The organism is Bradyrhizobium sp. USDA 4369 (genome assembly GCF_054056435.1).
On the sequence record NZ_JBSRYH010000001.1, the window covers coordinates 758,159 to 783,374 of the forward strand.

Here is a 25,216-nt window from a genome sequence, read left to right on the forward strand (position 1 = left end):
ATGCGTCTCACACGGAGCGTTCAACCCCCGTGCCGCGCGACAGGCCTCAACCCGCGCTATCGCGCGCAATGTCAGTTTGACGGCCCAAGCGGCGGGGCGATCCCGGGTCCTTCAGGCGAACACCGCGCCCGCCATCCTCGCTGCGGGCATGCTCGCCGATCAGATCCACGCCCGCACGATTGAGCGCATCGATGACCTTGGTCAGCGAGTCCACCACGCCGCGGACGTTGCCTGTGGAGGCTTCCATCCGCTGGATCGTCGGCAGCGACACGCCGGCCAGCTCGGCCAAGGTTTTCTGATCTATCCCGAGCAGCGCCCGGGCTGCTCGCATCTGGAACGACGTGATCACGATGGCCTCACGTAGCACACACCATAATTGATGCATGAGACAAAGACAATGATGTAAAATACATCACATCGATCCAAAAGCAAGCGCCGCGGCGGCGACCGCGCGCGGCTGCCGCGGCGTCACGTCGGCTCAGGCCGGAACCAGTCGGGGGAATTCGAGCCGGACCGTCGTCCCGCCATCGCTGCTGTAGGTCAGCCTGCCGTTGAGCTGGGCCGCCAAGCCCTGGCAGATCCGCCAGCCGAGGCTGTCGCCCGCGCCGGGATCGGCATCCGCCGACATGCCCTGACCGTCGTCCGAAATCGTCAAGGCATAATGCGCGGCATCGAGCGGCCGCATGTTGACCCGAATGGTCCCCGCCTGTCCCGGGCCGAAGGCGTGTTTCAACGCATTGGTGACCAGCTCCACAACCAGCAGCGACAACGCCGTCAGGCGTGTCAGATCGAGCTTCGCCGGCACGAAATCGACCACGCAGGTCACCTCGCGCGCACCGCTCGAGTCCAGGACATCATTGCAGATCTCCTGCAGATAGGGGCCGATGTCCACGTCCATCCGGCCGGGATCGTGCAGCATGCGGTGGATCCGGGAGATGGTCTGCAGCCGCGCCTGCGCCTCGTCGAGGATTCCGATCGCGCGGCTGGGATCAGCGATGGCCTGTCGCTTCTGCATCATCAGCAGCCCGGCGATGAACTGGATGTTGTTGGCGACCCGGTGCTGCAGCTCCTGGAACAGCACACGCTGGTTGTCGTAAAGGCTATCGGAAACCGCCCGCTCCTGCCGCAGACGCTGGGCGGCCTCATGCATGATGTGGATCAGCGTGATGTCGACCGCGACGATGATCGCGTAGAAGCCGAGTGCGAGCGCGGTCTGATAGCCGGAGCCCGGAATGAAAACGGACCACGCGAGCAGGCCGGACAGCACGGCGCAGAGTACGCCCGGCCCGAGGCCGCAGAAGAACGCCGTCAGAATGACGGCCGGGAAGAAGGTCAGATAGGGAAATCCGTCGGGAAGCGTATCGACCAGAGCGAGCCGCAGCACGAAGGCAATGAACGTCGCGCCGATGGCGATGGCGTAACCGAGCAGAGCACGCCGGCGGAGCTTTTCAGTGGCGTCGGCGGCGCGCAGATAGAATGGAGCGTGCGGGAGCTTTTTGGTCACAGGACACTTGAGCGGGGACGGACAACCGCGCGGGACAAGGAGAGGCCCTCCCGGCCGGGAACCCGCCGCACGCGCATGGGATCAGCAGCTGACCCGCATAAGCGGATGGCGACGGAATATCAGCTCCGCACATCATAGCACCAACTCGCGGCCGCTGAAGGTGCAGAAGTGCACATTTTGCCGCATTGCGGCCGGCTCCGACCCGGCCCTTTGCCGATCGGAACCCTGCCCCATCACAAGCCGTGGCCGAGCCGCAAAGGCTCGGCCAGCTTCAGGCTGGGTTGCGGCGATGCCGCTACGCCGCGTCGCGGTGCGAGGCGATGATGTGGTCGGCGGCGCGACCCGTCACCTCGGCCATGTGGTCGAACTGTCGGGTGAAGCTGCCGGCGCCGGCGGTGGCGGAGCGCAGCTCGACGATCAATTCGCCGATCTCCGCCTCCGGCATCATGGCGCGGACGCAGTCCCAGCCCGGCCAGCCGTCGCGGGTGTCGAACGACAGGATCTGGCCGCGCCGTGCCGACAGAATCGCGTTGATTCTGGCGGTCGCCTCGGTCGGACAGACGATCTCGACGGTGTGGATCGGCTCCAACAACACCGGCTGGCACTGCGGCAGTCCTTCGCTGACGCCGACCCTTGCAGCGGTCCGGAACGCAAGATCGGACGAGTCGACGCTGTGATAGGAGCCGTCGGTGAGCGTGACCGCAACATCGATCACGGGAAAGCCCAGCGGCCCCCGCGCCAAGGCGTCGACCACGCCCTCTTCCACCGCCGGGATGTAGTTGCGCGGCACCGCGCCGCCGACCACCTTCTCGGTGAACTGGAAACCTTCGCCGCGCGGCAGCGGCTTGATATCGAGCACGACGTCGCCGAACTGGCCATGGCCGCCAGACTGCTTCTTGTGCCGGCCGCGCTGGGTGATCGGCTTGCGGATGGTCTCCTGATAGCCGATCGCAGGCTGATGCGATTTGACTTGGACGCCGAAACGGTCGCGCAGCCGCTCCAGCCCGACGCGCAGGTGCATCTCGCCCTGCCCCCACAACACCGTGTCATGGGTGCGCGGGTTCTGCACCATGGTCAGCGACGGATCCTCCTCATGCAGCCGCTGCAGGGCCTGGCCGAGCTTGACGTCGTCCTTGCGGTCGAGGGCGGCGATCGAGAGCGCCAACACCGGCGCGCATGGATCGATCTTGACCAATGCCTGCGGCGCCGTCTTGCCGGTCGCGATCGTATCGCCGGTCTTGACCGCGTCGAGCTTGCCGAGCGCGACCGTATCGCCGGCATCCGCAGCGGCGCGCTTGCTGTCATAGGCACCGGTCGCGGCGAGGATGCCGGAGACGCGCGCGGCCTCGCCCGAGGCGACGTGCAGCGTGGCGCCGTCGTCGAGATGGCCGGACAGCACCCGCGTCAGGGACAGCTTGCCGCCGTGCTGCAGATGCAGCGTCTTGAGGACGTAGCCGAGCGCCTCCTTGGTCTCGGTCACGCCGAGCCGCTTTGCAGTCTCCGCGATCCCGGGCGCCTCGTGGCGCAGCGCCTTCATCAGCCGGAGCACCCCGTTTTCGCGCAAGGCCGAGCCGAGCAGCACCGGGCAGATCAGACCATCGCGCAATTCGCGCGCGAGATCGTCGAACACCGCATCGCGCGGCGGCGGGATGTCTTCCAGCAGTTGTTCCATCAGCGCATCGTCGTGATCGGCGAGCTTCTCCAGCATCGAGAACCGCGCCTCCTTCTCGCGGTCGAGATTGCCGCCCTCGAGCGCAATCACCTCGGACGCCTTGTGCTCGCGATAGATGAAGGCGCGTTCCAGCGCGAGATCGACGAAGCCCTCGATCAGTTCGCCGTTCCAGATCGGGATCTGGCGCAGCACCAGCGGCACGCGCGACGCCGGCTGCAGGGTTGCGAGCGTCTCTCTGATGCGCGCATTGGCGCGGTCGATCTTGTTGAGAAACAGGAAGCGCGGAATGCGCAGCTCTTCAAGCTCGCGCAGGATAATCTGCAATTGCGGCAGCTTCTTCTCATCCGCCTCGCAGACCACGATCGCGGCATCGACCGCTGGCAGCGCCGCGCGCATGTCGTGGGCGAACTCGATCGAGCCGGGGCAGTCGAGGAATGTGTAGCTGTCGCCCATGAAGGTGGTCGTCGCCGCCGTCATTGCGACGCTCATCTTGTGATGACGCGCCTCCGCGCTGGCATCGCCGACAGATGTGCCGGCATCGACACTGCCGGCGCGCGGGATCGCGCCCGTCCGCGCCAGGATCGCCTCTAACAGGGTGGTTTTACCGCTTTGGAAAGGGCCCACCAGCGCAATGCACCGTGGACCTCGGGGACTTCTCAGGTCTTGTCCCATTCGCCGCCTCCTCGTTGTGGAGCTCGGCCCTTGATTGGGTCGGCAAAGCCGAATGCTCTGCCTGGTCTGCCGCTTTGGCAAGCAGGGCGACCGCGAAAAACGTTGCTGCACTGCGGAGAACGCACCGTTCTTCCCGCACGATAGCGGGAAGAGCGGTGGTCACGGCAAAGGTGGGATCAACGTCCCGGGCGCAATTCGAGACTTTCCAGACCGGCGGACACCGCCAGCCCCACTTGTCCCTGGACGCTGAGCGGCTGCAGCGCGATCGAATTGGCCGAGCCGCCGATCAGCACGTTGCCGCCGAGCCCGACGCCGACGGAGGCCGATCCCTGCGCGCCTGCATAGTCACCCGACAGATCCCCCGGCCCGAGCCGCGCCACCGGCGCGTAGACCACCCAGGCCAGCAGCGATTCCTGGGTGATGCCGATATCGACGCCCACCTTGCGGATGGTCGCGACGTAGCGATCCTCCGGCAGCCCATCGGCACGCAGCACGCAGCCGAGATGCGTGACCGAACCGACGATGAAGCCGATGCTGGCGCCACCGCGGCATTCGAGCACGCCGACGCGTACGCGATCTTGCGCCTGGGCGGCGCCGGCCACGCAGAGAACCGCAGCAGTGAGCCCGGCGAGGATGGTCGAGCGCATGAAGAAACTCCGGCTGAGATGAAGGTGTGATGCAGACCCGTCGACCGAACCGATGATCACGGGCGATCACATCTATGGCACAAGCCGTACCGCCGCACCAGATTTGCCACACTGAGGCTCAAGCGCCGCGCCGATACCGCGAACGCTGTTGCGACGGGTTCGCTGCGGACGGGTCGACGCTCAACGATAGAAGCGCGAGAAGTAGGACGATGAACGGCTCGGGCTCGGATGCATCGGCAGCAGCGGCATGAGCTCGACCTCGGTAATGCCCGCCGCCAGATTGATGCCGGTTTGCCCCTGGAGACTGATCGGCTGCAATGCGGTTGCGCGGCCGGAATCACGAAACAACAAGCTGCCGCCAAAGCCGACCAGAGCGGCAGCGTTGGCCGTAAGCCCGCCATAGCGGCCGCGCAGCTCACTGCGACCGAAATCGTTGACGGGCGCGTTGACCGCCCACGCCATCTTCGTCTCGTCGGTCAGCCCGAGATCGAGACCATAACGGCGGACCTTGGCGACATAGCGCTCCGGCTGGCGGCCCTCGCTGCGAAACACGCAGCGCAGTCGAGCCTGGGACATCACGAGCTTGCCCGAGGTCCTGCGCCCCTCGCATTCGAGCACGCCGGCTCGCATGGGCCGGGCTGCATGGACCTGCGCGAGCGGGACGACCAACCCAAGCAACACGATCGACAGCACGAGCAGCCGCATCCAACTCCAACCCTACGCCAGCACACTTACCGCCCGACAAGAGAAAGGCGCCATGTTGAAAACATGGCGCCTTTCTGTGCGGAACTTGGCTGCAGGAGAATCAGAGCGGCTGTTGCCGGATTACCTCAGATTGCCGCAGAACCTCTGGATGCGCTTGCAGGCCTCCTCGAGATCCGACGTCTTGGTGGCGTAGGAGATGCGGAACGCCGGGCCGAGGCCGAAGGCCGAGCCGTGCACCACGGCCACGCCCTCGGTTTCCAGCAGCTCGGTGACGAACGTCTCGTCATTGTCGATGACCTTGCCGGACGGCGCGGTCTTGCCAATCGTGCCGGCGCAGGACGGATAGACATAGAAGGCGCCTTCGGGCCGCGGACATTCGATGCCACTCGCCTGGTTCAACATCGACACCGCCAGATCGCGGCGCTCCTTGAACACCTTGTTGTTCGCCGGGATGAAATCCTGCGGACCGTTCAAGGCCTCCACAGCCGCCCACTGTGCGATCGAGCACGGATTCGAGGTCGACTGCGACTGGATCGTCGCCATGGCCTTGATGAGGTTGGCCGGGCCGCCGGCATAGCCGATGCGCCAGCCGGTCATGCAATAGGCCTTGGAGACGCCGTTCACGGTCAGCGTACGGTCGAACAGCGACGGCTCGACTTGCGCCGGAGTCGTGAAGACGAAGTCGTCATAGACGAGGTGCTCATACATGTCGTCGGTCATGATCCAGACATGCGGATGCTTGACCAGCACCTCGGTGAGCGCCTTCAGCTCGGCCTTGGTATAGGCGGCGCCGGTCGGGTTCGACGGCGAACACAGGATCAGCCATTTGGTCTTCGGCGTGATCGCCTTCTCCAGCGCCTCCGGCTGCAGCTTGAAGCCATGGGCGGCCGTGCAGACCACCGGCACGGGCTCGCCGCCGGCGAGCGCCACCATCTCCGGATAGCTGACCCAATACGGCGCCGGGATGATCACCTGGTCGCCCGGATTAATCGTCGCCATCAGGGCGTTATAGAGCACCTGCTTGCCGCCGACGCCGACGATCACCTGGTTCGGCTTGTAGGTGAGACCGTTCTCGCGCTGGAACTTGCCGATGATGGCTTCCTTCAGCTCAGGGATGCCGTCGACCGCGGTGTACTTGGTCTTGCCAGCCTGGATCGCCTTGATGGCGGCTTCCTTGATGTTGTCAGGCGTGTCGAAATCCGGCTCGCCGGCGCCGAGGCCGATGACATTGCGCCCCGCCGCTTTGAGGACACGCGCTTTATCCGTGACCGCGATGGTCGCGGACGGCTTCACACGGTCGAGCGCAGCGGCGAGAAAGGACATCATCAGCTCCTATGCAGGCGTCGTGGATCACCCCATTCGGGCCACGACCGGTCATGTCAGGGAAACGCCCGCTTTTAAGGCCCGCGGCGCGGCATCGCAAGAAGCTTGGGCACATGGCTCCCAAGACTTTAGAGAACGTTAAAGCCGCCCCGCTAGGCTGCCTGAACGATTGTCCATTTCTTCAGGCCGAGATGACCGATATCGGGTGCGCCCTGCGATCCGGCGACTGGCTGACGGCCGCGCGGATCAAGTCCTACAGCTGGATCCTGCTCGCCTTCACCATGGCCGCGATCGCCGGCTGGATCGCGCTGTCCGACGGCCTGATCGACCGTCACGGCAAGCCGATCGGCACGGACTTCTCCAACGTCTATGCGGCAGGCGTGCTGACCCTTCAGGGCAAGGCGGCTGACGCCTATGATCCGCCGCTGCAGCACGCAATGGAAAAGGCCGTCTTCCATGGCCGCGACGTGCCGTTCTTCGGCTGGCACTATCCGCCGTTCTTCTTCGCCGTCGCCGCCATCACCGCCATGCTGCCCTATGCCGGCGGGCTCGCGCTGTGGGTGGTGTCGAGCCTGCTTGCCTACCTTGCCGTCATGCGCGCGATCCTGCCGCGCCCCGAGACGCTGCTGGTTTCAGCCGCGTTCCCGGCGGTGTTCGTGAACATCGGCCATGGGCAGAACGCCTTCTTCACGGCGGCACTGCTCGGTGGTGCCCTGCTGCTGATCGAACGCAGGCCGTGGATGGCCGGAATTCTGATCGGGCTTCTCGCCTACAAGCCGCAATTCGGCATGCTCATCCCGGTGGCTCTCGTCGCAGGCGCGCGCTGGTCGACGATCACGGCAGCCGGCATCACCGTCGGCGCCCTGGTTGCGCTCAGCTTTGCTGCGCTCGGCGGCGATGTCTGGCACGCCTTCTTTCAGTCCATGACGTTCACACAGAACGTGGTGCTCGAACAAGGCGGCACGGGCTGGGAAAAGATCCAGTCGGCGTTCTCAGCCGCGCGCCATTGGGGCGCCGATGTCAAGACCGCCTACACGGTGCAGACCATCATGGCCCTGGCCCTCGCGACCGGCCTCGCCTGGCTGTGGCGGAGCGAAGCGGCCTTCGATCTCAAGGCTTCGGCGCTGGCGAGCGCAAGCCTGCTGGCAACCCCCTATGTGCTCGACTACGACCTCGTGGTCACAGCGGTCGCGATCATCTTCTTCGTTCGTCACGGCCTCGCCAACGGCTTTCGCGATTATGAGATCAGCGTGCTCGGCACAGCCTGGATCGTGCCGCTGCTGTCGCGCAGCATCGCCGGGCTGACCACGGTGCCGCTCGGCCTCATGGTGCTGATCGCGCTGTTCGCCTTCACTCTGCTCCGCGCGCAGGCTGATCGCGCCTCCGAGATCAGCGGACACGCGCGCATCGCACAAGCGTGATCTCGATTGTTTGACGCTGTTGGAAAGTTGTTGTCTGCGCGTGCACTGCAGTAGCGCTTTTCGACTTTTTCCATCCGCCGGCTCTTGCGGCCTGGGCCCTTCGGCATCATTGTCTGGCCGCATTGCGGGACGATCTGGCGTCCGAATGCATGATTCTGCGACTGAACGATTCCTCGAACTCGATATTGGCCGGATGTACAAGCTCTATTCCATGCAGCGCTCAGGCAACAGCTACAAGGTTCGCCTTGCGCTGGCGTTGCTGAACGCGCCCTATCAGGCGATCGAGATCGACATTCTGCGCGGGGAGAGCCGCACGCCTGAATTCCTCGCCAAGAATCCCAGTGGCCAGGTGCCGCTGCTCGAGGTCGGAGAGGATCGTTACATCGCCGAGTCCAATGCGATCCTGTGGTACGTCGCCGGCGGCACGCCGCTGGTGCCCGAGTCCCGCATCGAGCGCGCCGAGGCGCTGCAATGGATGTTCTTCGAGCAGCACGCGCTGGAGCCCAACATCGGGGCTGCCTATTTCTGGCTGCTGCTGGTGAAGGGCGGGCGCGACCTGCAGACACATGCGCTGGAGGACTGGATGGAACGCGGCTATGCGGCGCTGCAGGTGATGGAGAATCATCTCAAGACCAACGACTACTTCGCGGCAAAGCAGCTGACCGTCGCCGACATCGCGCTCTATGGCTACACGCATGTGGCCGACCGCTGCGACTTCGATCTCTCGACCTTTCCAAAAATCCGCAGCTGGCTGCGGCGGGTCGAGCAGGCGCCGGGTTTCGTCGCCATGGATTGGCAGCCGGCGTTGATCGACTCTGCCGGTATCGCCGCCGATTACGATTGAGCGAGCACCGAGCGCGCGAGCACCGTAAGACTACCGACTGTCCGTAGAATAGCGGAGAAAACACACGGAATGGTGGGAACAAATACCGCCAGCGCCATTGTTTTGCCGTTTTTGGCCCGCCACCGCCGCATTCCTGCCTGTCATTACTGCAGAATTTACCTCCGCGAGTGATTCGCTCGCGCATGTAGGGGTGAGGGATTCGAGGTCATGTATGGGTGGCATCGTGCTTCCGTTCCGAGTCTGTCAGGGATCCGAGGTCCTTCCTCGCTGTCCCTGCTTGAACGTCCCGACGGCTCGTTTCGCGCCGGCGGCTTTCACGGCAATGCAACGCTGACTCTGTCGCCGCGGCTGACCAGCATCGTCGCCGCCTGCATCGCAGCTGGCACGCTATCGCTGGGCGTAAGCATCGTCACCATCGCGACGCTCTCCATCCGCGCCCTGATGTCGACTTAGCAGCAGACGTTTTTGACAACCCTTCGCAGTTTTCGCGACAACAGGCGATGATTGTCTCGCGCTCCAAATGGCGATGAAATCAACGGTCGTAATCGTTGCCGTGACCCTGGCACTCGCGATCCTGCTGGCGGCGTCACTGCTGATCTTGATCGAGCGGAAGGGCGAGCTTTCGCTCTCTCCGCTCAGTGAAGGCGGCGGAACGGTTCAAGCGCAACTGACGCAGTTTCCAACAGAGAACGGACTTACTGATTGATCATGGATTGATCACAGGCGATGCAGGACGTATCGAGAGAGCCTTTGGCATAGCAACCGATGGCGGCTCATTGATGCATTCCTCTCCCATGATACGTGCCATCACGCACGAGGACTATGATCGCTGGCTACCTTTGTGGGACGGCTATAACAGCTTCTACGGTCGTTCGGGAGCGACCGCGTTGCCGCCCGAGGTGACCGCGACAACTTGGGCGCGCTTCTTCGATGCTGATGAGCCAGTGCATGCGCTGGTGGCCGAGCAGGATGGCGAACTGGTCGGTCTCGTGCATTACCTGTTTCACCGCGCCACCACGACGATCGCACCGATCTGCTATCTCAACGACCTGTTCACGAGCGAAGCCGCACGCGGCAAGGGTGTCGGTCGCGCGCTGATCGAAGCGGTCTACAAGGAGGCGCGGCGGGCCGGCTCTCCGCGGGTGTATTGGCAGACGCACGAGACCAACACCACGGCCCAGGCGCTCTACAACAAGGTCGCCGAACGCTCGGGCTTCATTGTCTATCGCAAGACGCTATAGACGCGCTGTCACGCAATGGTCACGTCACAGGCCTACGCTTCACGGGGCGCCTGATCACCCCCCGTCACCGATCACGCGTTCAGCGGTCCCCGTCAGTCGCCGTCTCTGACCGGGGCCGCATTTTTTTGGTGAGAGGAATTGCCTCGACCGAATGCAATCCCGAGCGACGTCCTACTTCTTTCCGCCGACCGTCTGGCGCACCTCGAAACCTTCGAACTGCGGCGGGCCGAGATAAAGCGGCTTGTTGTCCCCGGCCCCCTTATGGGCGGCACGGAAGGCTTCCGACTTGGTCCAGTCCTCGAAGGCGGTTTTCGACGCCCAGATCGTGTGCGAGGCATAGAGCGTGTGGTCCTCGGCCTCCGGTCCCTTCAGCAGATGAAACTCGACGAAGCCGGGCACCTTGTCGAGATGGCTGTCGCGCGACAGCCAGACCTGCTCGAAGGCCGCCTCCGAGCCCTTGGCGACGCGAAAACGATTCATGGCGATGAACATGCTGATCTCCTGGATGATGTGCCGCTGCGTTCAGGAATAGCAGACTTCGCCGCGCAATGCGCCTGCGGCGATCGTCGCCATTGCGAGAGGCTCGGATGGAGCGTCCCGGTTTACGCCACCAGCCCCTTGATCGGCTTCACGGCAGCACTGTCCGGAAACACACTCTCGCCGAGCGCACGCTCTCCGAGGCCGAGATGATCGGCCAGCACGCCCTTGAACACCGCGCGCAGATCCGTCGTCGGCGCGAGGTCGCGGCCCTGATAGAGGCTCGCGGTCTTCAGTGACGGCCAATCGGCCATCACCCGGCCGCCCTTGACTGCGCCGCCGGCGAGCAGCGCGATGGTGCCGGTGCCGTGATCGGTGCCCTGGGTGCCGTTGATCTTCGCCGTGCGCCCGAATTCGGTGGCGACGACGACCACCGTATCGCGCCAGCGCGCGCCCAGCCCGCTCTCGAATTCGGCGAGCGCGCCGTCGAGGCCCGACAGCAATTGTGCCAGCCGGCCGACGGCGCCGCCTTCATTGGCATGGGTGTCCCAGCCGTCGAACGCCAGCGCCGCGATGCGCGGACCATCATCCGTGGCCATCAGCTTCGCCGCGCCGCGCGCCACCTGGCGCATCGCCGCGATCTGGTTGCCGCCCGGCTTCGGCTTCATGTCGTCGCCGAACGCGACCTTCTCCAGCTTCAGCCCTTGCGACAGCGCCGCCGCCAGCGCGGGATCACGATGCGTATAGAGATCGACCAGCCGCATCGCGGTGTCGTCGTCGGCTTGCGGCAACGTCACCGGCGCCCAGCCTGCGGTCGGCGCGGCACCGCGCAGCACCAGCGGCGCGGTCGGCCCGACCGCGAGCGCGCTCGACACCCGCACGCCACGCGGCAATGCCTCCAAGGCGCGGTTGAGCCAGCCGGACTGCACGCGGCCGGGCCCTGCGAAGCCGCTTTCGAGCACATCCTGGCCATCGAAATGCGAGCGCTCGCGATAGGGCGTGGCGACCGCATGGATCACCGCGGCCTGCTTGTCGCGATACATGCGTGCGAATTCCGGCATCGACGGATGCAGCGCGAAGAACGAATCCAGCGGCAGCGCCGGATGCGGCCCGTCGGCGGTCAGCGCGATCGCGCCATGCAGCCCGGCATAATCGGGGTCGCCGATCGGCGCGACGGTGGCGAGCCCGTCGAGCGCGCCGCGCAGGATCACCACGATCAGGCGCGGATCGCGCTGATCGGCGGCGCGGGCGAATTTCGGCAGATAGGCCCAGGCCGCAAAGGAGGCGCCGGCCAGCAGCACGTGCCGGCGCGAGGTCAACAGCGTTGTCCTGATCTGCTCCATCCTCATCTCCTCTGAAATTCCGGCGACATCAGCAGCAGCGCCAGCGCCTGCTGGCGCTGCTCGGCGCGCTCGATCGTGCGCCGCGTGTCGCTCGAGGCGGCGTCGCCCGCGACGATCTCCAGCATCTCGCGCGGATCGAGATTGTTGCCGAGACGCGACGCGAGCTGCGCGGAGAGGTCGAGCCGCAGCTTCATGCCTTCGGGCGCCGCCCACATCGCATTGGTGTCGGCAAATCCGTTCGGCCCCGCCGGCGCCCACAAGGGCTGACCGAGCGTGTTCAGGGCGTTGAGATAGAAGCCGGGGTCTTCAGGCACGCGCGACAGCAGCCGGCCGCCGGCGATCAGGAACTCATAGGGCGAGCGGATCTTGGTCAGCGGCGCCGACCAGGCTTCGTCGGCATCGATCAACGCCGATGTCACCGCCCTGAGATCGCCGTCGCTGGTCTTGAACACGGCTTCGAGGCGCACCACCAGCGCAGGCGGCGGATCGTCGGCCACAAAGTGGCGGGCGAGCTTGGTGGCGATGAACTTCGCGGTCGAGGGATGGCGCGCGATGTCGGCGAGCGCCGCCTCGCCCTGGGCCAGGCCGTCATCCGGATAGATCTTGCCGAGCAGGGTCTGCGGCCCCGGCTGATGCGCATTGGCGTTGAACACGAAGCTGCCGGGGGCTGCGTTACGGCTGTTGCGTCCGGCAAAGCTCCAGCCGGTGATGATGCGCGCCAGCGACGTCACATCCTCCTGGGTGTAGCCGCCGCCGACGCCGAGCGTATGCAGCTCCATGATCTCGCGCGCGAGATTTTCGTTCAGACCTCGCTTGCGGTTCTGGCCGGCGCGCGACTCCGGACCGAGCGATTCCTGATTGTCGAGAAAGAACAGCATCGCCGGATGCTGCTCGACCGCCTTGAGCATGTCGGCGAAGCGCCCGAGCACATGCGGCCGAATCGCCTCGCGCTCGAACGCGCCCGCCCACATCCGCGCCAGCTCGCCCTTGCCCGCCGAGATGCAGAAATGGTTCGACCAGAACGCCACCAGGCGCTCCGTCACGCCGCAATCGGCCAGCACCGCGCGCTGCAGCCGCGCCCGCGCCTCGGCGCGGAATGTCTTCTGGACGACGTTGGGCGGCTGCTGCGGCTGCGGCTTGGCTTGGACCGCCTGCATCGCCGGCGCGGCCTCGCCAGTCTGAGGCGACAGGCTTGCCGCCTGCGGGGCGGCGGGCGATGGCGACGCCATCGGCAGATCGGCGCCCGTGGCCGGCGGGTTGCGCGTCTGGGCCGGCTGCTCCGGCGACGCATCTGACTTGGCGGCGGCTTCGCGCGCCCGCTTGACCTCGTCCTGATAGGCAAACACGGCCTCGGCGAGGACAGGCGTCGCCTGCAGGCCGGGCAGTTCCAGGAGCGCGCCATTCGGACGGGCCAGCTCGGCCTTGACGAAGCCGCGCGGATCGGACGCCGCATTCATCAGATCGCCGGAGGCACCGCCGCGCGCACCGAAGCCGAAGCGGTTCAGGGCGATCAGAGCGCCTTGTGGATCACGCGCCATGGCAAATCCTTATCAGCGAGCCCCCTTGCGCAGATCATCGCGGGGAGCGTGCTCATGCCGCATCCAGACTGCGATGGCGCGGCAGATTGTCACGGACTATACTTGCCGGAGCAGATGAACCGGACATGAAAAGGACTGCTTGGACGTGGTTCCGAACATGACAAATCGTTTAGCAAAGGTTACCACACGGCAGCTGAGCTGCGAGTCGTGTGGCGCGGAATTCACCTGCGATCCCGGCGGCGCATGCTGGTGCTTCGAGGAAACCGTACGCCTGCCGCTGCCGACTGACGGACAAAGCCGGTTCAAGGACTGCCTGTGCGCGCGCTGCCTGACCAGGCTGGCCGGCGAAGCGGAGCCGTGCTCATGACGCGCTGGCACGTCGAAGCCGTGCTGCTCGACATGGACGGAACACTGCTCGACACCGAGCAGGTCTATCTCGACGCATCGATCGCAGCGGCTGAATGCGCTCGGCTATAACGACGGCGTCGTCGAGCTCTGTCACGCGATGATCGGAATCCCCGGGCCGGACAATGAGCGCACCTTGCGCGACCATTTCGGCGACAACTTTCCCCTCATCGAAGTCAACCGGCTGTTTGCCGCCAAGACCGCCGAGATCCTGCAGGCCGGCATGCCGCTGAAGCGCGGCGTCATCGATCTGCTCGATGCGATCGACGCCGCCGGCCTGCCCAAGGCGGTCGTGACCTCGTCGTCGCGCAACACGGCCGCCGAACATCTTCGCCTTGCCGGCATCGATCATCGGTTCGATGCGGTGCTGACCCGGGACGATGTCAGCCGTGCCAAGCCGCATCCCGATCTGTATCTGCTCGCCGCGCACCGGCTCGGCACGCGCGCGGCCGCCTGCGTCGCGATCGAGGATTCCAATCCCGGCGTCGCTGCGGCGCATGCCGCGGGCGCGATCACGCTGATGGTGCCGGACATCGTGCCGCCGACCGATCGCTCGCGCGCCGCATGCGTGGCGGTGCTGCCGCATCTCGACGCTGTCCGCGAACTGCTCGGAGAGCGCCTGCAACTCACATGACCGACGTGACCATCGTCTAGCCGGTCCGGCACGCAGCAGCCCGCTTGCGCGTCGGCCCCGATCGCGAGCGCTGCGGCAGGGCCGCGGCAACCAGCGACCGCGCCGCCTCGCCGGCGCTCTCCATGTAGCTGGCGTCCCGGTGCAGCAGCCCGACCGCGAACGATCCGTCGAGCAGCAGCAGCATCTGCCGCGCGAGCTCGCCAGCGCCGCTGATCCCCTCGGCTTCGAACACAGCCTGCAGCCAGGCCTCGAACTTCTTCTTGTGCGCGGCGCCGATTCGGATTGCGGGATGACCGGGCAGATTGGCAAGCTCCGCCGTCGTGCGCAGGAAGCCGCAGCCGCGCCATCTGGGATGCCGCGCGGCGCGCGCAAGCTGCCGGAAGAGACCCGCCAGCTTGTCGGGCAGCCCTCCCGGAGTCTCCTCGAACCAGCGCTTGAACAGCTCCAGATTGGGCTGGTCGCGCGCCGCCAGATAGGCTGCGACGAGATCGTCCTTGCTGCGAAAATGATAGTACAGCGTCTTCTTGGTGATCGCCGCCTTCTCCGCCACCGCATCGACGCTGACGGCGCGGATGCCTTCGGCGTAGAACAGCCGGCTCGCGGCGGCGAGGATGCGCGTCCGGGTCGAATCCGAGGGGCGGGTCATGACGGCACTCGTCTCAGGTATACTGACCAGTGAATATACCTTGAGCGTCACGGCGCCTAGTCTTCGCAGCGTTTGCTGCCAGCCGCGAGGAGCCGCCATGACCGACACCGTTCTGCTCGACATCACCGACCGCATCGCCCTGCTCACCCTCAATCGTCCGGAGCGCCTCAACGCGCTCAGCTACCGATTGATCGACGCGCTGATGGCCATGCTCGACCGCATCGAGAGCGACGCCGGCATCAGGGCGATCATTCTCACCGGCGCCGGCGACCGGGCGTTCTCGGCCGGCGCGGACATTCACGAATTCGCCGCGAGCGTCGGCCATGGCCGCAGCGTCGCCTTGCGCGACTTCGTCCGCCGCGGCCAGGCCATGACCTCGCGCCTGGAGGCCTTCCCGAAGCCGATCATTGCGGCGGTCAACGGGCTCGCCTTCGGCGGCGGCTGCGAGATCACGGAGGCCGTGCATCTGGCGGTCGCGAGCGCGCGCGCCAGCTTTGCCAAGCCGGAAATCCGGCTCGGCATGCCTCCGACCTTCGGCGGCACGCAGCGGCTGCCGCGGCTGGTGGGCCGCAAGCGCGGCCTGGAACTGCTGCTGACCGGCGACGCGATCCCGGCGCAGCGCGCAGCGGAGATCGGCCTCGTCAACGCGGTCGTGCCGCACGACCAGATGTTGCCGGCCGCGCGCGAGCTGGCACAGCGCATCATCCGCCATGGCCCCGATGCCGTCACGAGCGTCATCACCGCCGCAACCCGCGGGCTCAACATGGCCATCGGCGAGGGGCTTCAGGTCGAAGGCGAGCAGTTCGGGCGCCTGGTCGGCGGTCGCGACCTGGAGGATGGACTGGCGGCGTGGCGCGAACGCCGGCCGCGCTCGTCGCTCTAGACCGGATAGCCCGGCGAGTTGCGGGCCAATCCGTCGAACGCGTCGAGCAGCCGCTCGCGCCAGGCGTAGACGCTGTCCGTCTCCTCCAGCAGCCTGAACGGGCTCACCACACGCGCCCATTGAAAGCCGCCGAACACGATGTAATCGGCATAATTGGGCGCGTCGCCGCCGAGGAAGGGCTGCGTCTTCAGCGTCTGGCGCAGCGGCTCCAGCGACTTGCGGAAACCCACCACCGCCTGGTCGCGTGGCGCCATGATCTCTTCGAGGCGCTTGCCGAACCGCGCCTCGCGCGACTGACGGAAATAAGCGGCGTCGACGGCGGCCAGATTGTTCGGAATGTCGGCGATGATCAGCGGGAAAATGCCGCCGACGATGGCGATGTCGCCCCACGCATTGAGGAACCGCGCCATCGCGCGGCCGCCGGCGCCGCCGAACAGCGACGGCCGGTCCGGATAGGTGTCCTCCAGATAGGTCGCGATGATCCAGGAATCGGCCACCGCACGATCGCGGTCGAGCATCACCGGCACCTTTTCCGATCCGTACGGCGCCAGCGCACTCTTCTCGGTGAAGCGCCAGGGGATCGACTCCGCGCTCAAGCCCTTATGCGCCAGGGCCAGCCGCGAGCGCCAGCAGAACGGACTGAACGGGCGGCCGGCATCGGTGCCGACAAGTTCGAACAGCTTCAGCGCCATGTCTTCGGTACCATGTCCCGGTCCCTCCCCGTGTCACGGCGTGTTCTAGCCGATGCAGCGGCCATTGTCGCGCAGCAGCTGCGCGCCCGCCGCGGTGACCGCGACGACCAGGCCTGCGCTGGCGACGGCGGTGCGGGTCACGTAGCCGGCGTCGGCCGCATCCTCCCAGATCGTCAGCCGGGGACAGCTTGTGCGCCAGGTCTCCAGCACCTCGGCATGGCGCCGCGGCTCGCGCGCGATCCATTCGACGAAGTCCAGCACCAGGGGATCCACATTTGTGCTCATGCTGCGCTCATTATTCGGCTGCGACAGACCGCTGGGCGATCAGCATCAGCCAGCCGGCATAAAGAATGTAGTAGCTCGCCACGACCGTGATGATGCGGTTCGCCCAGGCCCTGAACTGCTGCTCGCTCATCGACTCCAGCAGCCGCCGCGCCAATGTCGTGCCGAGCATCGAGGCCATCACCGCGATCATCGCGAGCATGGGGTCGAGACTGGCGGCCTGATCGATGATGCCGCCGAAATAGATCAGCTTGGTGAGGTGGCTCGCGACCTGGCACGTGGCCTTCGTCGCCACGATCGACCTGCGGTCGAAGCGTGCGCCGAGAAAGAAGGTGTCGAGCAGCGGACCGGACACGCCGGTCATCAGCATCAGCCCCATGCAGATCGTGCCGTAGATCGTGCCCTGCCAGACGCTGTCCGGATCGGGCCTGAGGCCGGCCGGCAGCAGTCGCGCCATGAACGGCGTGACGCCGAGCAGCAGCAGCGCCACCGGCTTGTCCGGCACGTAGCGCACCAAGGCCCAGAGGCCGAGCGCCAGTGCGCAGCCGATCAGATACACCGCGACCGGCCGCCAGCGGATATGCCGGCGCCACAGCACCGCGCGCCAGCCATTGGACGCCATCTGGGTGATCGCATGCAGGACCATGGCCGCCGGCAGCGGCAGGATCGCGAGCAGAACACCGATCAGGATCAGCCCGCCGGCCATGCCGAACAGACCCGACAGGAAGGCGGTTGCCACCATCAGCAATCCGAGCGCTGCAATCAGGACAGGCGACATGGCTGATCTCCTCTGCAAGCGAGGATGTCGCACTGGCGGCCGCGACACAAACCGAGTTATCTTGCCCTCCATCAGTTTTCCTGAGGGCTGGCATGCGGCGGCTTCTGTTTCTGAACGGCATCAAGGCATTCGAGGCGGCAGCCCGCACCGGCAGCTTCGCCGCGGCCGGCACCGAGCTCAACGTCTCGGCCGCCGCGATCAGCCGCATGGTCAACCTGCTGGAGCAGCGTCTCGGCGTCGTCCTGTTCGAGCGCAAGGCCAACCGGCTGGCGCTCACCGCGGCCGGCCGCGCCTATCAGAGCGGGCTCACCCCGATCTTCGACGCTTTGTCCAGCCTAACCGCGCAGATCATGGCGCCGTCGTCGATGCGCGTGCTGACGCTGGGCGTCGGACCGACCTTCGCGATGAAATGGCTGATCCCGCGGCTCGCCGATTTCAGCGAGGAGGAGCCGGACATCGAGGTGCGCATCACCACCGGCGGCGCAGCCGTACCGTTCGGCGACGATTGGAGCTGCGGCATCAGACTGGGCGATGGCGCCTGGCCGGGGCTTGTCGCCGAACCGCTGTTTGCCGCCGACCTCGTGCCGGTATGCACGCCGCGGCTGGCTGCAACCCTGAAGCGACCGAGTGACCTCAAAGGACCAAGCCTGCTGCGGGTGTCCCATGCCGCCGAGGACTGGTCGCTTTGGTTGAAGGCTGCCGGAGTCTCGCGCATCACAGCACGAGGTACGGAGTTTCAGTATTACGGCCATGCGCTGCAAGCCGCTATCGACGGGCTTGGCGTCGCGATGGGCATCCGCCCCTACATTGATGACGATCTCGCCGCCGGACGTTTGGTCGCCCCCTTTGCTCTGACGGTGCCAAAAGGCGAGCGTTGGTATCTCGTCTATCGCAGCTTCCAAGCTGGCCAGCGCGACTTCACCGCCTTCCGGCGCTGGATCATGCAGGCGGCGGCACTGTCCGCGACACGGAATTCTCAGCGCAAGGAGGCCAGCAAAAAAGACGCCGCGGTGTGAACCCATTCACATGTAGTTCGACGTATTAATGCTGTCATCGCCGTTCATCATATCCAGGGCTGGACAATGACGAACTTGTACGAAGATTTTGCCATAGAATCCTTCGAAGCAGGGCGCGGCTTGTGGCACGCACGAATCCGCCGCGTCGATATGTCTCCTGTGGTGATTAATGGTGTTTCGTTTCCCTCGGTCGAGGTCGGCTTTGCATGGTCGGATGCAGATAGGGCCGTGGCCGACGCCAAGAGTCATATCGACCGGTTCCGCACGCGGTGGTCATAGTGCGGCGGATTTGCAGCCGATCCAAGATATCGACCAAACCCCGTGAAAAGACGGATAGCGCGGCACGGACCAATCTCCGACAGTAGGAGCTTACCGAGGCCACGTCGATCCAAGCATTCATATCCATCATTCGAAATGCCAAGCGTATTGGTAATGCGGACTGCAATTCATGGCTGAGCCTGCCCTCAAACACCCGACCTACTCCGTCCGAACGCGATGCCCCGATTGCGATGGGGAACTGAGCATTCTGAGCGTCATCAATGGCCGCGGCGGTTCCGAATATTGGGCGCTGCAATGCGTCGCCTGCCAGGGCGTGCATCTCGACATCGTCGAGCCTCCGACCCGTCATTAGCGTCGTCGTGGCGACGCCCCGCGGCGCCGCCACTCCGTCCGGGATGATCCGGCACCGCCGGGAGTCCTGCGCCAGCGACTTGTCCACAAGCCGTGCTGCTGCCACCCTGCTGTCAGCAGGGTGTTGGCCGTCGTGCAATCGCTCTTTCATGTCGGCGCTTCCGGTCCCATATTCGGCGCATGGCGAAGACCTCCGACACTCCCAAGAAGCCTGGCCGAACTCCGAAATCCAAAGCGCACCGCCCGGACGTGCAGCCGATCGCGCCGGCGCTCGCTGAACTGCTCAACCCCGCCATCAATCGGGGCGAGAGCGGCATCGGTTCCTCAACGGGATTGAAGCCGCCGCCCGACAATTCGTGGGACCGTCGCAGCGGCGGCGAAGCCGCCGCGCATCGTGCCCGCGCGTCGACCAAGGGCAAGGGCGCCGACATCGCCGGCCGCGATGCAGCCGAACATCCGATGCCGCTGCGGCCCAATCCCCAGCCCCAGCAGGCTGGAGCACGGCCGCTCGCCGCTGCGGACGGCGCTGCCGCGACGCCGGGAGATGATGGGTCGGGCACCACGGATGAAAGCCAGGCGCCGACCGGCCTCGCTGAAGCTCCGCAGGCGACATACGGCACGGCCGCCACCATTCCGACGCTCGATCCCGAGCTGGCGCGGCAGCTCGGCCTGCCGACCGCCGAGGATGACGAGGAGGCGCTGGCGCGACCGCCGCGCAGCAAGATGGAGGCGCTGGGGGTCAAGGCCACGGCCGAGGCGCTGGAGGCCCTGATCCGCGAAGGCCGCCCCGAGTTCCGCAGGGACGACGGCTCGCTGAAACTGTGGACGCCCCATCGGCCGCCACGCCCGGACAAGTCGGAAGGCGGCGTCCGCTTCGAGATCAAATCGGCCTACGAGCCGAAGGGCGATCAGCCGCAGGCGATCGCGGAGCTCGTCGAGGGCATCAATCGCAACGACCGCACGCAGGTGCTGCTCGGCGTCACCGGCTCGGGCAAGACCTACACCATGGCCAAGGTGATCGAGGCGACGCAGCGCCCGGCGATCATCCTCGCGCCCAACAAGACGCTCGCCGCACAGCTGTATGGCGAGTTCAAGAGTTTCTTTCCCGACAACGCGGTCGAGTACTTCGTCTCGTATTACGACTATTACCAGCCCGAGGCCTACGTCCCGCGCACCGACACCTATATCGAGAAGGACTCCTCGATCAACGAGCAGATCGACCGGATGCGCCACGCCGCGACGCGCGCGCTGCTGGAGCGTGACGACGTCATCATCGTCGCCTCGGTGTCCTGCATCTACGGTATCGGTTCGGTCGAGACCTACACCGCAATGACCTTCGCGCTGAAGAAGGGCGAGCGCATCGACCAGCGCCAGCTGATAGCCGATCTGGTCGCTCTGCAATACAGGCGCACCCAGCACGATTTCACCCGCGGCACCTTCCGGGTGCGCGGCGACGTCATCGACATCTTCCCGGCGCACTATGAGGACCGCGCCTGGCGCGTGAACCTGTTCGGCGACACCGTCGAGAATATCGAGGAGTTCGATCCGCTCACCGGCCACAAGCAGGATGAGCTGGAGTTCATCAAGGTCTACGCCAATTCGCACTATGTGACGCCGCGCCCGACCCTGGTTCAGGCGATGAAGTCGATCAAATCCGAGTTGAAGATGCGCCTGGACCAGCTCCATGCACAGGGGCGCCTGCTGGAGGCGCAGCGGCTGGAGCAGCGCACCACCTTCGACATCGAGATGATGGAGGCGACCGGCAGCTGCGCCGGCATCGAGAACTATTCGCGCTATCTGACCGGCCGCCGCCCCGGCGAGCCGCCGCCGACCCTGTTCGAATACGTGCCCGACAATGCGCTGGTATTCGCCGACGAGAGCCACGTCACCATCCCGCAGATCGGCGGCATGTTCCGCGGCGACTTCCGCCGCAAGGCGACCTTGGCCGAATACGGCTTCCGCCTGCCCTCCTGCATGGACAACCGCCCGTTGCGGTTCGAGGAATGGGACATGATGCGGCCGCAGACGGTGGCCGTCTCCGCGACGCCCGGTGGCTGGGAGCTGAACGAGGCCGGCGGCGTGTTCGTCGAGCAGGTCATCCGTCCGACCGGACTGATCGACCCGCCGGTCGACATCCGTCCCGCCCGCACCCAGGTCGACGATCTGCTCGGCGAGGTCCGCGCCACCGCGCAGAAGGGCTATCGCTCGCTGATCACGGTCCTGACCAAGCGCATGGCCGAAGACCTCACCGAATATCTGCACGAGCAGGGCATCCGCGTCCGCTACATGCACTCCGACATCGACACGATCGAGCGCATCGAGATCATCCGCGATCTGCGGCTGGGCGCATTCGACGCGCTGGTCGGCATCAACCTGCTGCGCGAGGGTCTCGACATTCCCGAATGCGCACTGGTCGCCATCCTCGACGCCGACAAGGAAGGTTTTCTGCGCAGCGAGACCTCGCTGATCCAGACCATCGGCCGCGCCGCCCGTAACGTCGACGGCAAGGTGATCCTCTACGCCGACCAGATGACCGGCTCGATGGAGCGCGCCATCGCCGAGACCAACCGCCGCCGCGAGAAGCAGGTCGAGTACAACACGGCCCACGGCATCACGCCGGAGAGCGTGAAGAAGTCGATCGGCGACATCCTCAACTCGGTCTATGAGCGCGACCACGTGCTGGTCGAGACCGGCGGTGGCACCACGACCGATGACGTGATCTCGATCGGGCACAATTTCGAGACCGTGCTGGCCGATCTCGAAACCCGCATGCGCGAAGCCGCCGCGGATCTCAACTTCGAAGAGGCGGCCCGCCTGCGCGACGAGGTCAAGCGCCTGCGCGCCACCGAGCTCGCCGTCGTCGACGACCCCACCGCCAAGCAGCGCACCGTCCAGAGCAAGGCGGGCAGCTACGCGGGCGCCAAGAAATACGGCGACGCCGCCAACCTGCCGACCACGGCGCTGAAGGGCCGCGGCAGCCGTGGCGGAGCAAAGCGCCCCGACACAGATCCGCTCGCCCCCCTGCTCGACGAGCTCACGGGCGGCTCGTCACGCCGCACGGGCGGACCCTCCTCCCCCTCCCCCCTTGCGGGGGAGGGTCGGGGTGGGGGGTCCACAAGTCCCGGCGGCCGTGGCGCAAGCACCGGCTCCAAAGTCCACAAGCCCCATCTCGACGAGATGCACGGCCCGGAATCCCTCCCCTACCGCCCCAACGCCAAGCTGCCGGCCAAACCCTTCGGCGGCAGCAGCAAGATCATCCAGCCGACCAACTCGCGGGAGTCCGGCCCCGAATTCGGCCCGGCCCCACGCTCGACCGGCGGCGCGCCGGGCAAGCGGGGTGGGTGGAAGAAGCGGTAGTGCACTTCCCAGGAGCGACGGCCGCGAGCGGTTACGACAGCACGTGTGCACTGATGAAAATGCCAAAGGGTTTTTCTAATCTCCGGCTTGGTGTCATCTGCTGCGGCCACGTACTTCGTCGCGAGCGTCCAGTCCGATATGCTTTGCATGAGCCAGATAGCTGGCAATTCATGTGCGGCCAGAATGACCATGACAGTGCTGCGGACGGTCATTTCGTCCATGTCGGCGGGCTGCTCCAATCCGATCCGACATTGCACGAGGTTTCTGATTTGCCCGCAGGATCCCAAGCTGAACGGAAGGATGGCATGTCGCCATGGGTTCGAACCCCATGAGCGCACAACAATGCGCAGCGCAGCAAGCGCAAGGTCTGACTCACAACTAATACCTCCCGTGTGGCTGCCCCTCACCCCAACCCTCTCCCCGTGAAGAACGGGGAGAGGGAGCGCACTATCAGCGCGGCGGGCGATGATGAGAATAACAGGACATTGCGTTCATCAAGTCGTTGGCGCAATCTCTCTCAATACAGACAGTGCAACCTCTCCCCGCCCTTCGCGGGGAGAGGTTGGATTGCGCAGCAATCCGGGTGAGGGGCATGGCACATGCGGGGCCCAGATCTCAAATCTATCGGACGGGCACGGCGCCTCCGTGTTGACCAGACAGACGCGGAAACGGTCTTGTGGAACAGGATCCGCAACCGCCAGCTGGAGGGCCATAAGTTTGTTCGGTAACGTCCCATTGCGGGATACATCTGCGATTTCGTCTGTCGGGAAAGATCTCTGATAATCGAGGTTGATGGTGGGCAACATAGCGAATCTGTCCGGGATGTCGTTCGCGATCGTCGGCTCGCTGACGAAGGCTATCGCGTCCTTCGCTTCTGGAACCACGATGTTCTGGGAAATATCGAAGGAGTACTTACTGTCATTCAGCGAGAAATAGCCGTCGAGAGTTAGTCCGCTCAACGGAAGCGACTCTTTCCGTTCCGCGACTCCTCGCCACAGCTGTCTCCCCGTGAAAGGGATGAGGAGCGCACCCCGGTTGCGGCAACGGACATCCCAAACGATGGTGCCCGTCGGGCAAATCAGTCCGCGCTCTCTGAATCCTGCCCAGCCCTTCGGATAAAAATAAATCGCTTGGCAACTTCGCCAAATCAGCATTATGGTCCACCCGTTTCGTTGCGTCGAAGGGGACGTATCGCGGTCGTCACGGACGTCGGCAGCGAAATGCGGTGGGCATGTCGGGTCGCAGCGTGACTGATGTTGCGCCGACGAACGATCCGGCACGCACGGTCAAGTCGCGCGGTCCTGATACCCCGATGCTGGTATCCAGCGTAATGCGCGCAAGCGCATTGCGCGACACGGTGGCCAGAAAGCCCGGCGCACCGGGGAGAACGCGAAGCAGCCGTCAAAACCATCGCGCAGGGAGGGCCGGACGTCTTCGGCCAGACCTGTGGTACCTGCCGCCTGCATTCTTTTCCGCAGGCGGGCCACGGGCGCGGCCAGCGTCCGGCCTTCCCTGCGCCCTCTACGTCGAGGGCGATGCTGACTCAGAGCTCGGACGCAAACGCGCCGCGAGATCGCGGTCTTGTATGTGCGCATGCAGGTTGGCGCTCGACGATGCAAGACGCCACGAGCGTCATTGCGAGCGCTCGCAACGACGGACTGCGCAGTTGGCTGTTTGACAATTGTGAAACATCGGGCGCCTTACCCCAGCGCCAATACCGCGATCGACAGAACCGAGAGCATCACGGTCGACGTCAACAGCTGCAGCGAAACCGTCGGCTGCGTGCGCCAGCGCAGCACCTTGTCGGCGAGGCCGAGCGAGGCGTCGAAAAACTCCGCGGCATAGGCCTGTTTGAACAGGCGCGGATAGCGCGGTCCCAGCAGCGCGGTCAGCAGCACGTGGATGACCGTCGCGATCGTCACGAAGCCGATGACGCCCGGTCGCAAGGCGCTGCTGTGCGCGACCTTGAGGATCAGCGCGGCACCGGTATAGGTCGGGATGGCCTGCAACAACGCAGTCAGCGCCATTCCTTCCAACAGATTGAGGGCGGGCGCCTTCGGCGCAGACGAGCTGGGAGAGGAAACGGCAAGCATGGCGAGCATCCGGGTGCGGAGGTCCTCAGGCCAAGGACCGGATCGCAATCGATTAAGCCACACAGGCTGCGCCGAACGTGACGAGTGTCACTCACGCTCAAGGGAGGCGCCGGATGAACGCGCGCCGCGGCTGGCGCGAGCTACATCCGCCCCTGGCCGTTCACCTGGGTCTGCTGTTGCTGACGGTCCTGCTCCTTGGCGCGATGCCGGCCATAGAGACAGCCGGCGGCGGCACCGAGCATGCCGTGGTGACCGGCATAATGGCCGGCGACGCCGCCGACGATGGCGCCCTTGATGCAGCCCTTGGCCTCGGCGCCCTGCGTCGAAAGCAGCGCCAGCGCCGCGACGGACATGACAAGCATGGTCTTCATGATCGAGCTCCGCAGATGTTTGCTGTCTAACGACGGGGGCGC

Annotated in this window: 27 protein-coding genes and 1 pseudogene; 12 read left to right on the plus strand and 16 right to left on the minus strand. The window is 65.5% G+C overall.

Features of this window, described 5'->3' with window-relative positions; translation table 11 throughout:
- Positions 1–46: 46 nt before the first annotated feature.
- From ACVIJ6_RS03535 to ACVIJ6_RS03560, 6 genes are all read right to left on the minus strand, one after another.
- The gene (locus ACVIJ6_RS03535) at positions 47–349 is read right to left on the minus strand and encodes a helix-turn-helix domain-containing protein (RefSeq protein WP_456771521.1); all 303 of its coding nucleotides are present in this window, start codon (positions 347–349) and stop codon (positions 47–49) included.
- Positions 350–478: 129 nt separating this feature from the next.
- Positions 479–1,504 (minus strand): sensor histidine kinase, encoded by a 1,026-nt coding sequence (locus ACVIJ6_RS03540; protein WP_456771522.1) that lies wholly within the window; start codon positions 1,502–1,504, stop codon positions 479–481.
- A 295-nt stretch (positions 1,505–1,799) separates the two neighbouring features.
- On the minus strand, positions 1,800–3,848 hold the full coding sequence (locus ACVIJ6_RS03545; protein ID WP_456771523.1) for an elongation factor G: 2,049 nt from the start codon (positions 3,846–3,848) through the stop codon (positions 1,800–1,802).
- Between the two features lie 176 nt (positions 3,849–4,024).
- On the minus strand, positions 4,025–4,495 hold the full coding sequence (locus ACVIJ6_RS03550; RefSeq protein ID WP_456771524.1) for a DUF992 domain-containing protein: 471 nt from the start codon (positions 4,493–4,495) through the stop codon (positions 4,025–4,027).
- 180 nt (positions 4,496–4,675) lie between these two features.
- Positions 4,676–5,200, minus strand: a complete 525-nt coding sequence (locus ACVIJ6_RS03555) for a DUF992 domain-containing protein (protein WP_456771525.1) — start codon at positions 5,198–5,200, stop codon at positions 4,676–4,678.
- Between the two features lie 120 nt (positions 5,201–5,320).
- Positions 5,321–6,523, minus strand: a complete 1,203-nt coding sequence (locus tag ACVIJ6_RS03560) for a pyridoxal phosphate-dependent aminotransferase (RefSeq protein WP_250172791.1) — start codon at positions 6,521–6,523, stop codon at positions 5,321–5,323.
- A gap of 191 nt (positions 6,524–6,714) precedes the next feature.
- Between ACVIJ6_RS03560 and ACVIJ6_RS03565 the strand changes: the two genes are divergently transcribed.
- The 5 genes from ACVIJ6_RS03565 (at position 6,715) to ACVIJ6_RS03585 (ending at position 10,029) form a co-directional block, all read left to right on the plus strand.
- Positions 6,715–7,944 carry a glycosyltransferase family 87 protein gene (locus ACVIJ6_RS03565; RefSeq protein ID WP_456771526.1) on the plus strand — a complete coding sequence of 410 codons (1,230 nt, stop codon included), beginning with the start codon at positions 6,715–6,717 and terminating at the stop codon, positions 7,942–7,944.
- Between the two features lie 193 nt (positions 7,945–8,137).
- On the plus strand, positions 8,138–8,788 hold the full coding sequence (locus tag ACVIJ6_RS03570; RefSeq protein WP_456776886.1) for a glutathione S-transferase family protein: 651 nt from the start codon (positions 8,138–8,140) through the stop codon (positions 8,786–8,788).
- A gap of 207 nt (positions 8,789–8,995) precedes the next feature.
- The gene (locus ACVIJ6_RS03575; RefSeq protein WP_456771527.1) at positions 8,996–9,241 is read left to right on the plus strand and encodes a hypothetical protein; all 246 of its coding nucleotides are present in this window, start codon (positions 8,996–8,998) and stop codon (positions 9,239–9,241) included.
- Positions 9,242–9,308: 67 nt separating this feature from the next.
- Positions 9,309–9,494 carry a hypothetical protein gene (locus ACVIJ6_RS03580; RefSeq protein ID WP_012042034.1) on the plus strand — a complete coding sequence of 62 codons (186 nt, stop codon included), beginning with the start codon at positions 9,309–9,311 and terminating at the stop codon, positions 9,492–9,494.
- 73 nt (positions 9,495–9,567) lie between these two features.
- The gene (locus tag ACVIJ6_RS03585; protein WP_456771528.1) at positions 9,568–10,029 is read left to right on the plus strand and encodes an N-acetyltransferase family protein; all 462 of its coding nucleotides are present in this window, start codon (positions 9,568–9,570) and stop codon (positions 10,027–10,029) included.
- 171 nt (positions 10,030–10,200) lie between these two features.
- Here the strand turns inward: ACVIJ6_RS03585 and ACVIJ6_RS03590 are convergent, their stop codons facing one another.
- The 3 genes from ACVIJ6_RS03590 to ACVIJ6_RS03600 all read right to left on the minus strand — a co-directional run bounded on the left by ACVIJ6_RS03590 (position 10,201) and on the right by ACVIJ6_RS03600 (position 13,387).
- Positions 10,201–10,521: an antibiotic biosynthesis monooxygenase family protein gene (locus ACVIJ6_RS03590; RefSeq protein WP_456771529.1), complete on the minus strand. Its 321-nt coding sequence runs from the start codon at positions 10,519–10,521 to the stop codon at positions 10,201–10,203.
- A 110-nt stretch (positions 10,522–10,631) separates the two neighbouring features.
- Positions 10,632–11,855, minus strand: coding sequence for a DUF1501 domain-containing protein (locus ACVIJ6_RS03595; protein WP_456771530.1), 1,224 nt, complete (start codon positions 11,853–11,855; stop codon positions 10,632–10,634).
- On the minus strand, positions 11,852–13,387 hold the full coding sequence (locus ACVIJ6_RS03600; RefSeq protein WP_456771531.1) for a DUF1800 family protein: 1,536 nt from the start codon (positions 13,385–13,387) through the stop codon (positions 11,852–11,854). The genes ACVIJ6_RS03595 and ACVIJ6_RS03600 overlap by 4 nt, the downstream gene beginning before the upstream one ends.
- 157 nt (positions 13,388–13,544) lie before the next feature.
- Here ACVIJ6_RS03600 and ACVIJ6_RS03605 point away from each other — a divergent pair, with 157 nt between their 5' ends.
- Entirely contained in the window at positions 13,545–13,754 is a 210-nt protein-coding gene (locus ACVIJ6_RS03605) for a cysteine-rich CWC family protein (RefSeq protein ID WP_456776887.1), read from the plus strand.
- A pseudogene (locus ACVIJ6_RS03610) lies at positions 13,751–14,426 on the plus strand (HAD family hydrolase). The gene ACVIJ6_RS03605 and the pseudogene ACVIJ6_RS03610 overlap by 4 nt, the downstream one beginning before the upstream one ends.
- Before the next feature lie 16 nt (positions 14,427–14,442).
- Here ACVIJ6_RS03610 and ACVIJ6_RS03615 read toward each other — a convergent pair.
- A complete protein-coding gene (locus tag ACVIJ6_RS03615) occupies positions 14,443–15,072 on the minus strand; it encodes a TetR/AcrR family transcriptional regulator (protein WP_456771532.1) in 630 nt (209 codons plus the stop codon).
- A gap of 97 nt (positions 15,073–15,169) precedes the next feature.
- On the opposite strand from ACVIJ6_RS03615, the gene ACVIJ6_RS03620 reads away from it, so the two are divergent.
- Positions 15,170–15,955, plus strand: a complete 786-nt coding sequence (locus ACVIJ6_RS03620) for a crotonase/enoyl-CoA hydratase family protein (RefSeq protein WP_456776888.1) — start codon at positions 15,170–15,172, stop codon at positions 15,953–15,955.
- Here ACVIJ6_RS03620 and ACVIJ6_RS03625 read toward each other — a convergent pair.
- From ACVIJ6_RS03625 to ACVIJ6_RS03635, 3 genes are read right to left on the minus strand one after another with little or no spacing between them, the layout of a single operon-like run.
- Positions 15,952–16,647, minus strand: coding sequence for a glutathione S-transferase family protein (locus ACVIJ6_RS03625; protein ID WP_250172725.1), 696 nt, complete (start codon positions 16,645–16,647; stop codon positions 15,952–15,954). The genes ACVIJ6_RS03620 and ACVIJ6_RS03625 overlap by 4 nt on opposite strands.
- 45 nt (positions 16,648–16,692) lie before the next feature.
- Positions 16,693–16,932 (minus strand): hypothetical protein, encoded by a 240-nt coding sequence (locus ACVIJ6_RS03630; protein WP_456771533.1) that lies wholly within the window; start codon positions 16,930–16,932, stop codon positions 16,693–16,695.
- Between the two features lie 10 nt (positions 16,933–16,942).
- Positions 16,943–17,707 (minus strand): TSUP family transporter, encoded by a 765-nt coding sequence (locus ACVIJ6_RS03635; protein WP_456771534.1) that lies wholly within the window; start codon positions 17,705–17,707, stop codon positions 16,943–16,945.
- 92 nt (positions 17,708–17,799) lie between these two features.
- Between ACVIJ6_RS03635 and ACVIJ6_RS03640 the strand changes: the two genes are divergently transcribed.
- The 4 genes from ACVIJ6_RS03640 (at position 17,800) to uvrB (ending at position 22,710) form a co-directional block, all read left to right on the plus strand.
- Entirely contained in the window at positions 17,800–18,723 is a 924-nt protein-coding gene (locus tag ACVIJ6_RS03640) for a LysR substrate-binding domain-containing protein (RefSeq protein ID WP_012042022.1), read from the plus strand.
- A 66-nt stretch (positions 18,724–18,789) separates the two neighbouring features.
- Positions 18,790–19,002, plus strand: coding sequence for a hypothetical protein (locus ACVIJ6_RS03645; protein WP_041750477.1), 213 nt, complete (start codon positions 18,790–18,792; stop codon positions 19,000–19,002).
- A 169-nt stretch (positions 19,003–19,171) separates the two neighbouring features.
- Positions 19,172–19,354 (plus strand): hypothetical protein, encoded by a 183-nt coding sequence (locus tag ACVIJ6_RS03650; RefSeq protein ID WP_456771535.1) that lies wholly within the window; start codon positions 19,172–19,174, stop codon positions 19,352–19,354.
- A gap of 179 nt (positions 19,355–19,533) precedes the next feature.
- Positions 19,534–22,710 carry an excinuclease ABC subunit UvrB gene (gene uvrB / locus ACVIJ6_RS03655; RefSeq protein ID WP_456771536.1) on the plus strand — a complete coding sequence of 1,059 codons (3,177 nt, stop codon included), beginning with the start codon at positions 19,534–19,536 and terminating at the stop codon, positions 22,708–22,710.
- Positions 22,711–23,204: 494 nt separating this feature from the next.
- On the opposite strand, the gene ACVIJ6_RS03660 is transcribed toward uvrB, so the two are convergent.
- The 3 genes from ACVIJ6_RS03660 to ACVIJ6_RS03670 all read right to left on the minus strand — a co-directional run bounded on the left by ACVIJ6_RS03660 (position 23,205) and on the right by ACVIJ6_RS03670 (position 25,165).
- The gene (locus ACVIJ6_RS03660) at positions 23,205–23,669 is read right to left on the minus strand and encodes a hypothetical protein (protein ID WP_456771537.1); all 465 of its coding nucleotides are present in this window, start codon (positions 23,667–23,669) and stop codon (positions 23,205–23,207) included.
- Between the two features lie 741 nt (positions 23,670–24,410).
- Positions 24,411–24,803 carry a hypothetical protein gene (locus tag ACVIJ6_RS03665; RefSeq protein WP_456771538.1) on the minus strand — a complete coding sequence of 131 codons (393 nt, stop codon included), beginning with the start codon at positions 24,801–24,803 and terminating at the stop codon, positions 24,411–24,413.
- A gap of 140 nt (positions 24,804–24,943) precedes the next feature.
- Positions 24,944–25,165 carry a hypothetical protein gene (locus tag ACVIJ6_RS03670; RefSeq protein ID WP_456776889.1) on the minus strand — a complete coding sequence of 74 codons (222 nt, stop codon included), beginning with the start codon at positions 25,163–25,165 and terminating at the stop codon, positions 24,944–24,946.
- Positions 25,166–25,216: the final 51 nt, after the last annotated feature.

What these genes read in the sequence shown, in the direction of transcription:
- ACVIJ6_RS03630 (WP_456771533.1), bottom strand. Translation starts at nt 16,932, where the DNA reads ATGAGCACAAATGTGGATCCCCTGGTGCTGGACTTCGTCGAATGGATC.
- ACVIJ6_RS03670 (WP_456776889.1), bottom strand. Translation starts at nt 25,165, where the DNA reads ATGCTTGTCATGTCCGTCGCGGCGCTGGCGCTGCTTTCGACGCAGGGC.
- ACVIJ6_RS03595 (WP_456771530.1), bottom strand. Translation starts at nt 11,855, where the DNA reads ATGAGGATGGAGCAGATCAGGACAACGCTGTTGACCTCGCGCCGGCAC.
- ACVIJ6_RS03640 (WP_012042022.1), top strand. Translation starts at nt 17,800, where the DNA reads ATGCGGCGGCTTCTGTTTCTGAACGGCATCAAGGCATTCGAGGCGGCA.
- ACVIJ6_RS03650 (WP_456771535.1), top strand. Translation starts at nt 19,172, where the DNA reads ATGGCTGAGCCTGCCCTCAAACACCCGACCTACTCCGTCCGAACGCGA.
- ACVIJ6_RS03645 (WP_041750477.1), top strand. Translation starts at nt 18,790, where the DNA reads ATGACGAACTTGTACGAAGATTTTGCCATAGAATCCTTCGAAGCAGGG.
- ACVIJ6_RS03575 (WP_456771527.1), top strand. Translation starts at nt 8,996, where the DNA reads ATGTATGGGTGGCATCGTGCTTCCGTTCCGAGTCTGTCAGGGATCCGA.
- ACVIJ6_RS03550 (WP_456771524.1), bottom strand. Translation starts at nt 4,495, where the DNA reads ATGCGCTCGACCATCCTCGCCGGGCTCACTGCTGCGGTTCTCTGCGTG.
- ACVIJ6_RS03620 (WP_456776888.1), top strand. Translation starts at nt 15,170, where the DNA reads ATGACCGACACCGTTCTGCTCGACATCACCGACCGCATCGCCCTGCTC.
- ACVIJ6_RS03625 (WP_250172725.1), bottom strand. Translation starts at nt 16,647, where the DNA reads ATGGCGCTGAAGCTGTTCGAACTTGTCGGCACCGATGCCGGCCGCCCG.
- ACVIJ6_RS03580 (WP_012042034.1), top strand. Translation starts at nt 9,309, where the DNA reads ATGGCGATGAAATCAACGGTCGTAATCGTTGCCGTGACCCTGGCACTC.
- ACVIJ6_RS03585 (WP_456771528.1), top strand. Translation starts at nt 9,568, where the DNA reads ATGCATTCCTCTCCCATGATACGTGCCATCACGCACGAGGACTATGAT.
- ACVIJ6_RS03605 (WP_456776887.1), top strand. Translation starts at nt 13,545, where the DNA reads ATGACAAATCGTTTAGCAAAGGTTACCACACGGCAGCTGAGCTGCGAG.
- ACVIJ6_RS03635 (WP_456771534.1), bottom strand. Translation starts at nt 17,707, where the DNA reads ATGTCGCCTGTCCTGATTGCAGCGCTCGGATTGCTGATGGTGGCAACC.
- uvrB (WP_456771536.1), top strand. Translation starts at nt 19,534, where the DNA reads ATGGCGAAGACCTCCGACACTCCCAAGAAGCCTGGCCGAACTCCGAAA.
- ACVIJ6_RS03545 (WP_456771523.1), bottom strand. Translation starts at nt 3,848, where the DNA reads ATGGGACAAGACCTGAGAAGTCCCCGAGGTCCACGGTGCATTGCGCTG.
- ACVIJ6_RS03565 (WP_456771526.1), top strand. Translation starts at nt 6,715, where the DNA reads ATGACCGATATCGGGTGCGCCCTGCGATCCGGCGACTGGCTGACGGCC.
- ACVIJ6_RS03555 (WP_456771525.1), bottom strand. Translation starts at nt 5,200, where the DNA reads ATGCGGCTGCTCGTGCTGTCGATCGTGTTGCTTGGGTTGGTCGTCCCG.
- ACVIJ6_RS03570 (WP_456776886.1), top strand. Translation starts at nt 8,138, where the DNA reads ATGTACAAGCTCTATTCCATGCAGCGCTCAGGCAACAGCTACAAGGTT.
- ACVIJ6_RS03665 (WP_456771538.1), bottom strand. Translation starts at nt 24,803, where the DNA reads ATGCTTGCCGTTTCCTCTCCCAGCTCGTCTGCGCCGAAGGCGCCCGCC.
- ACVIJ6_RS03590 (WP_456771529.1), bottom strand. Translation starts at nt 10,521, where the DNA reads ATGTTCATCGCCATGAATCGTTTTCGCGTCGCCAAGGGCTCGGAGGCG.
- ACVIJ6_RS03560 (WP_250172791.1), bottom strand. Translation starts at nt 6,523, where the DNA reads ATGTCCTTTCTCGCCGCTGCGCTCGACCGTGTGAAGCCGTCCGCGACC.
- ACVIJ6_RS03600 (WP_456771531.1), bottom strand. Translation starts at nt 13,387, where the DNA reads ATGGCGCGTGATCCACAAGGCGCTCTGATCGCCCTGAACCGCTTCGGC.
- ACVIJ6_RS03615 (WP_456771532.1), bottom strand. Translation starts at nt 15,072, where the DNA reads ATGACCCGCCCCTCGGATTCGACCCGGACGCGCATCCTCGCCGCCGCG.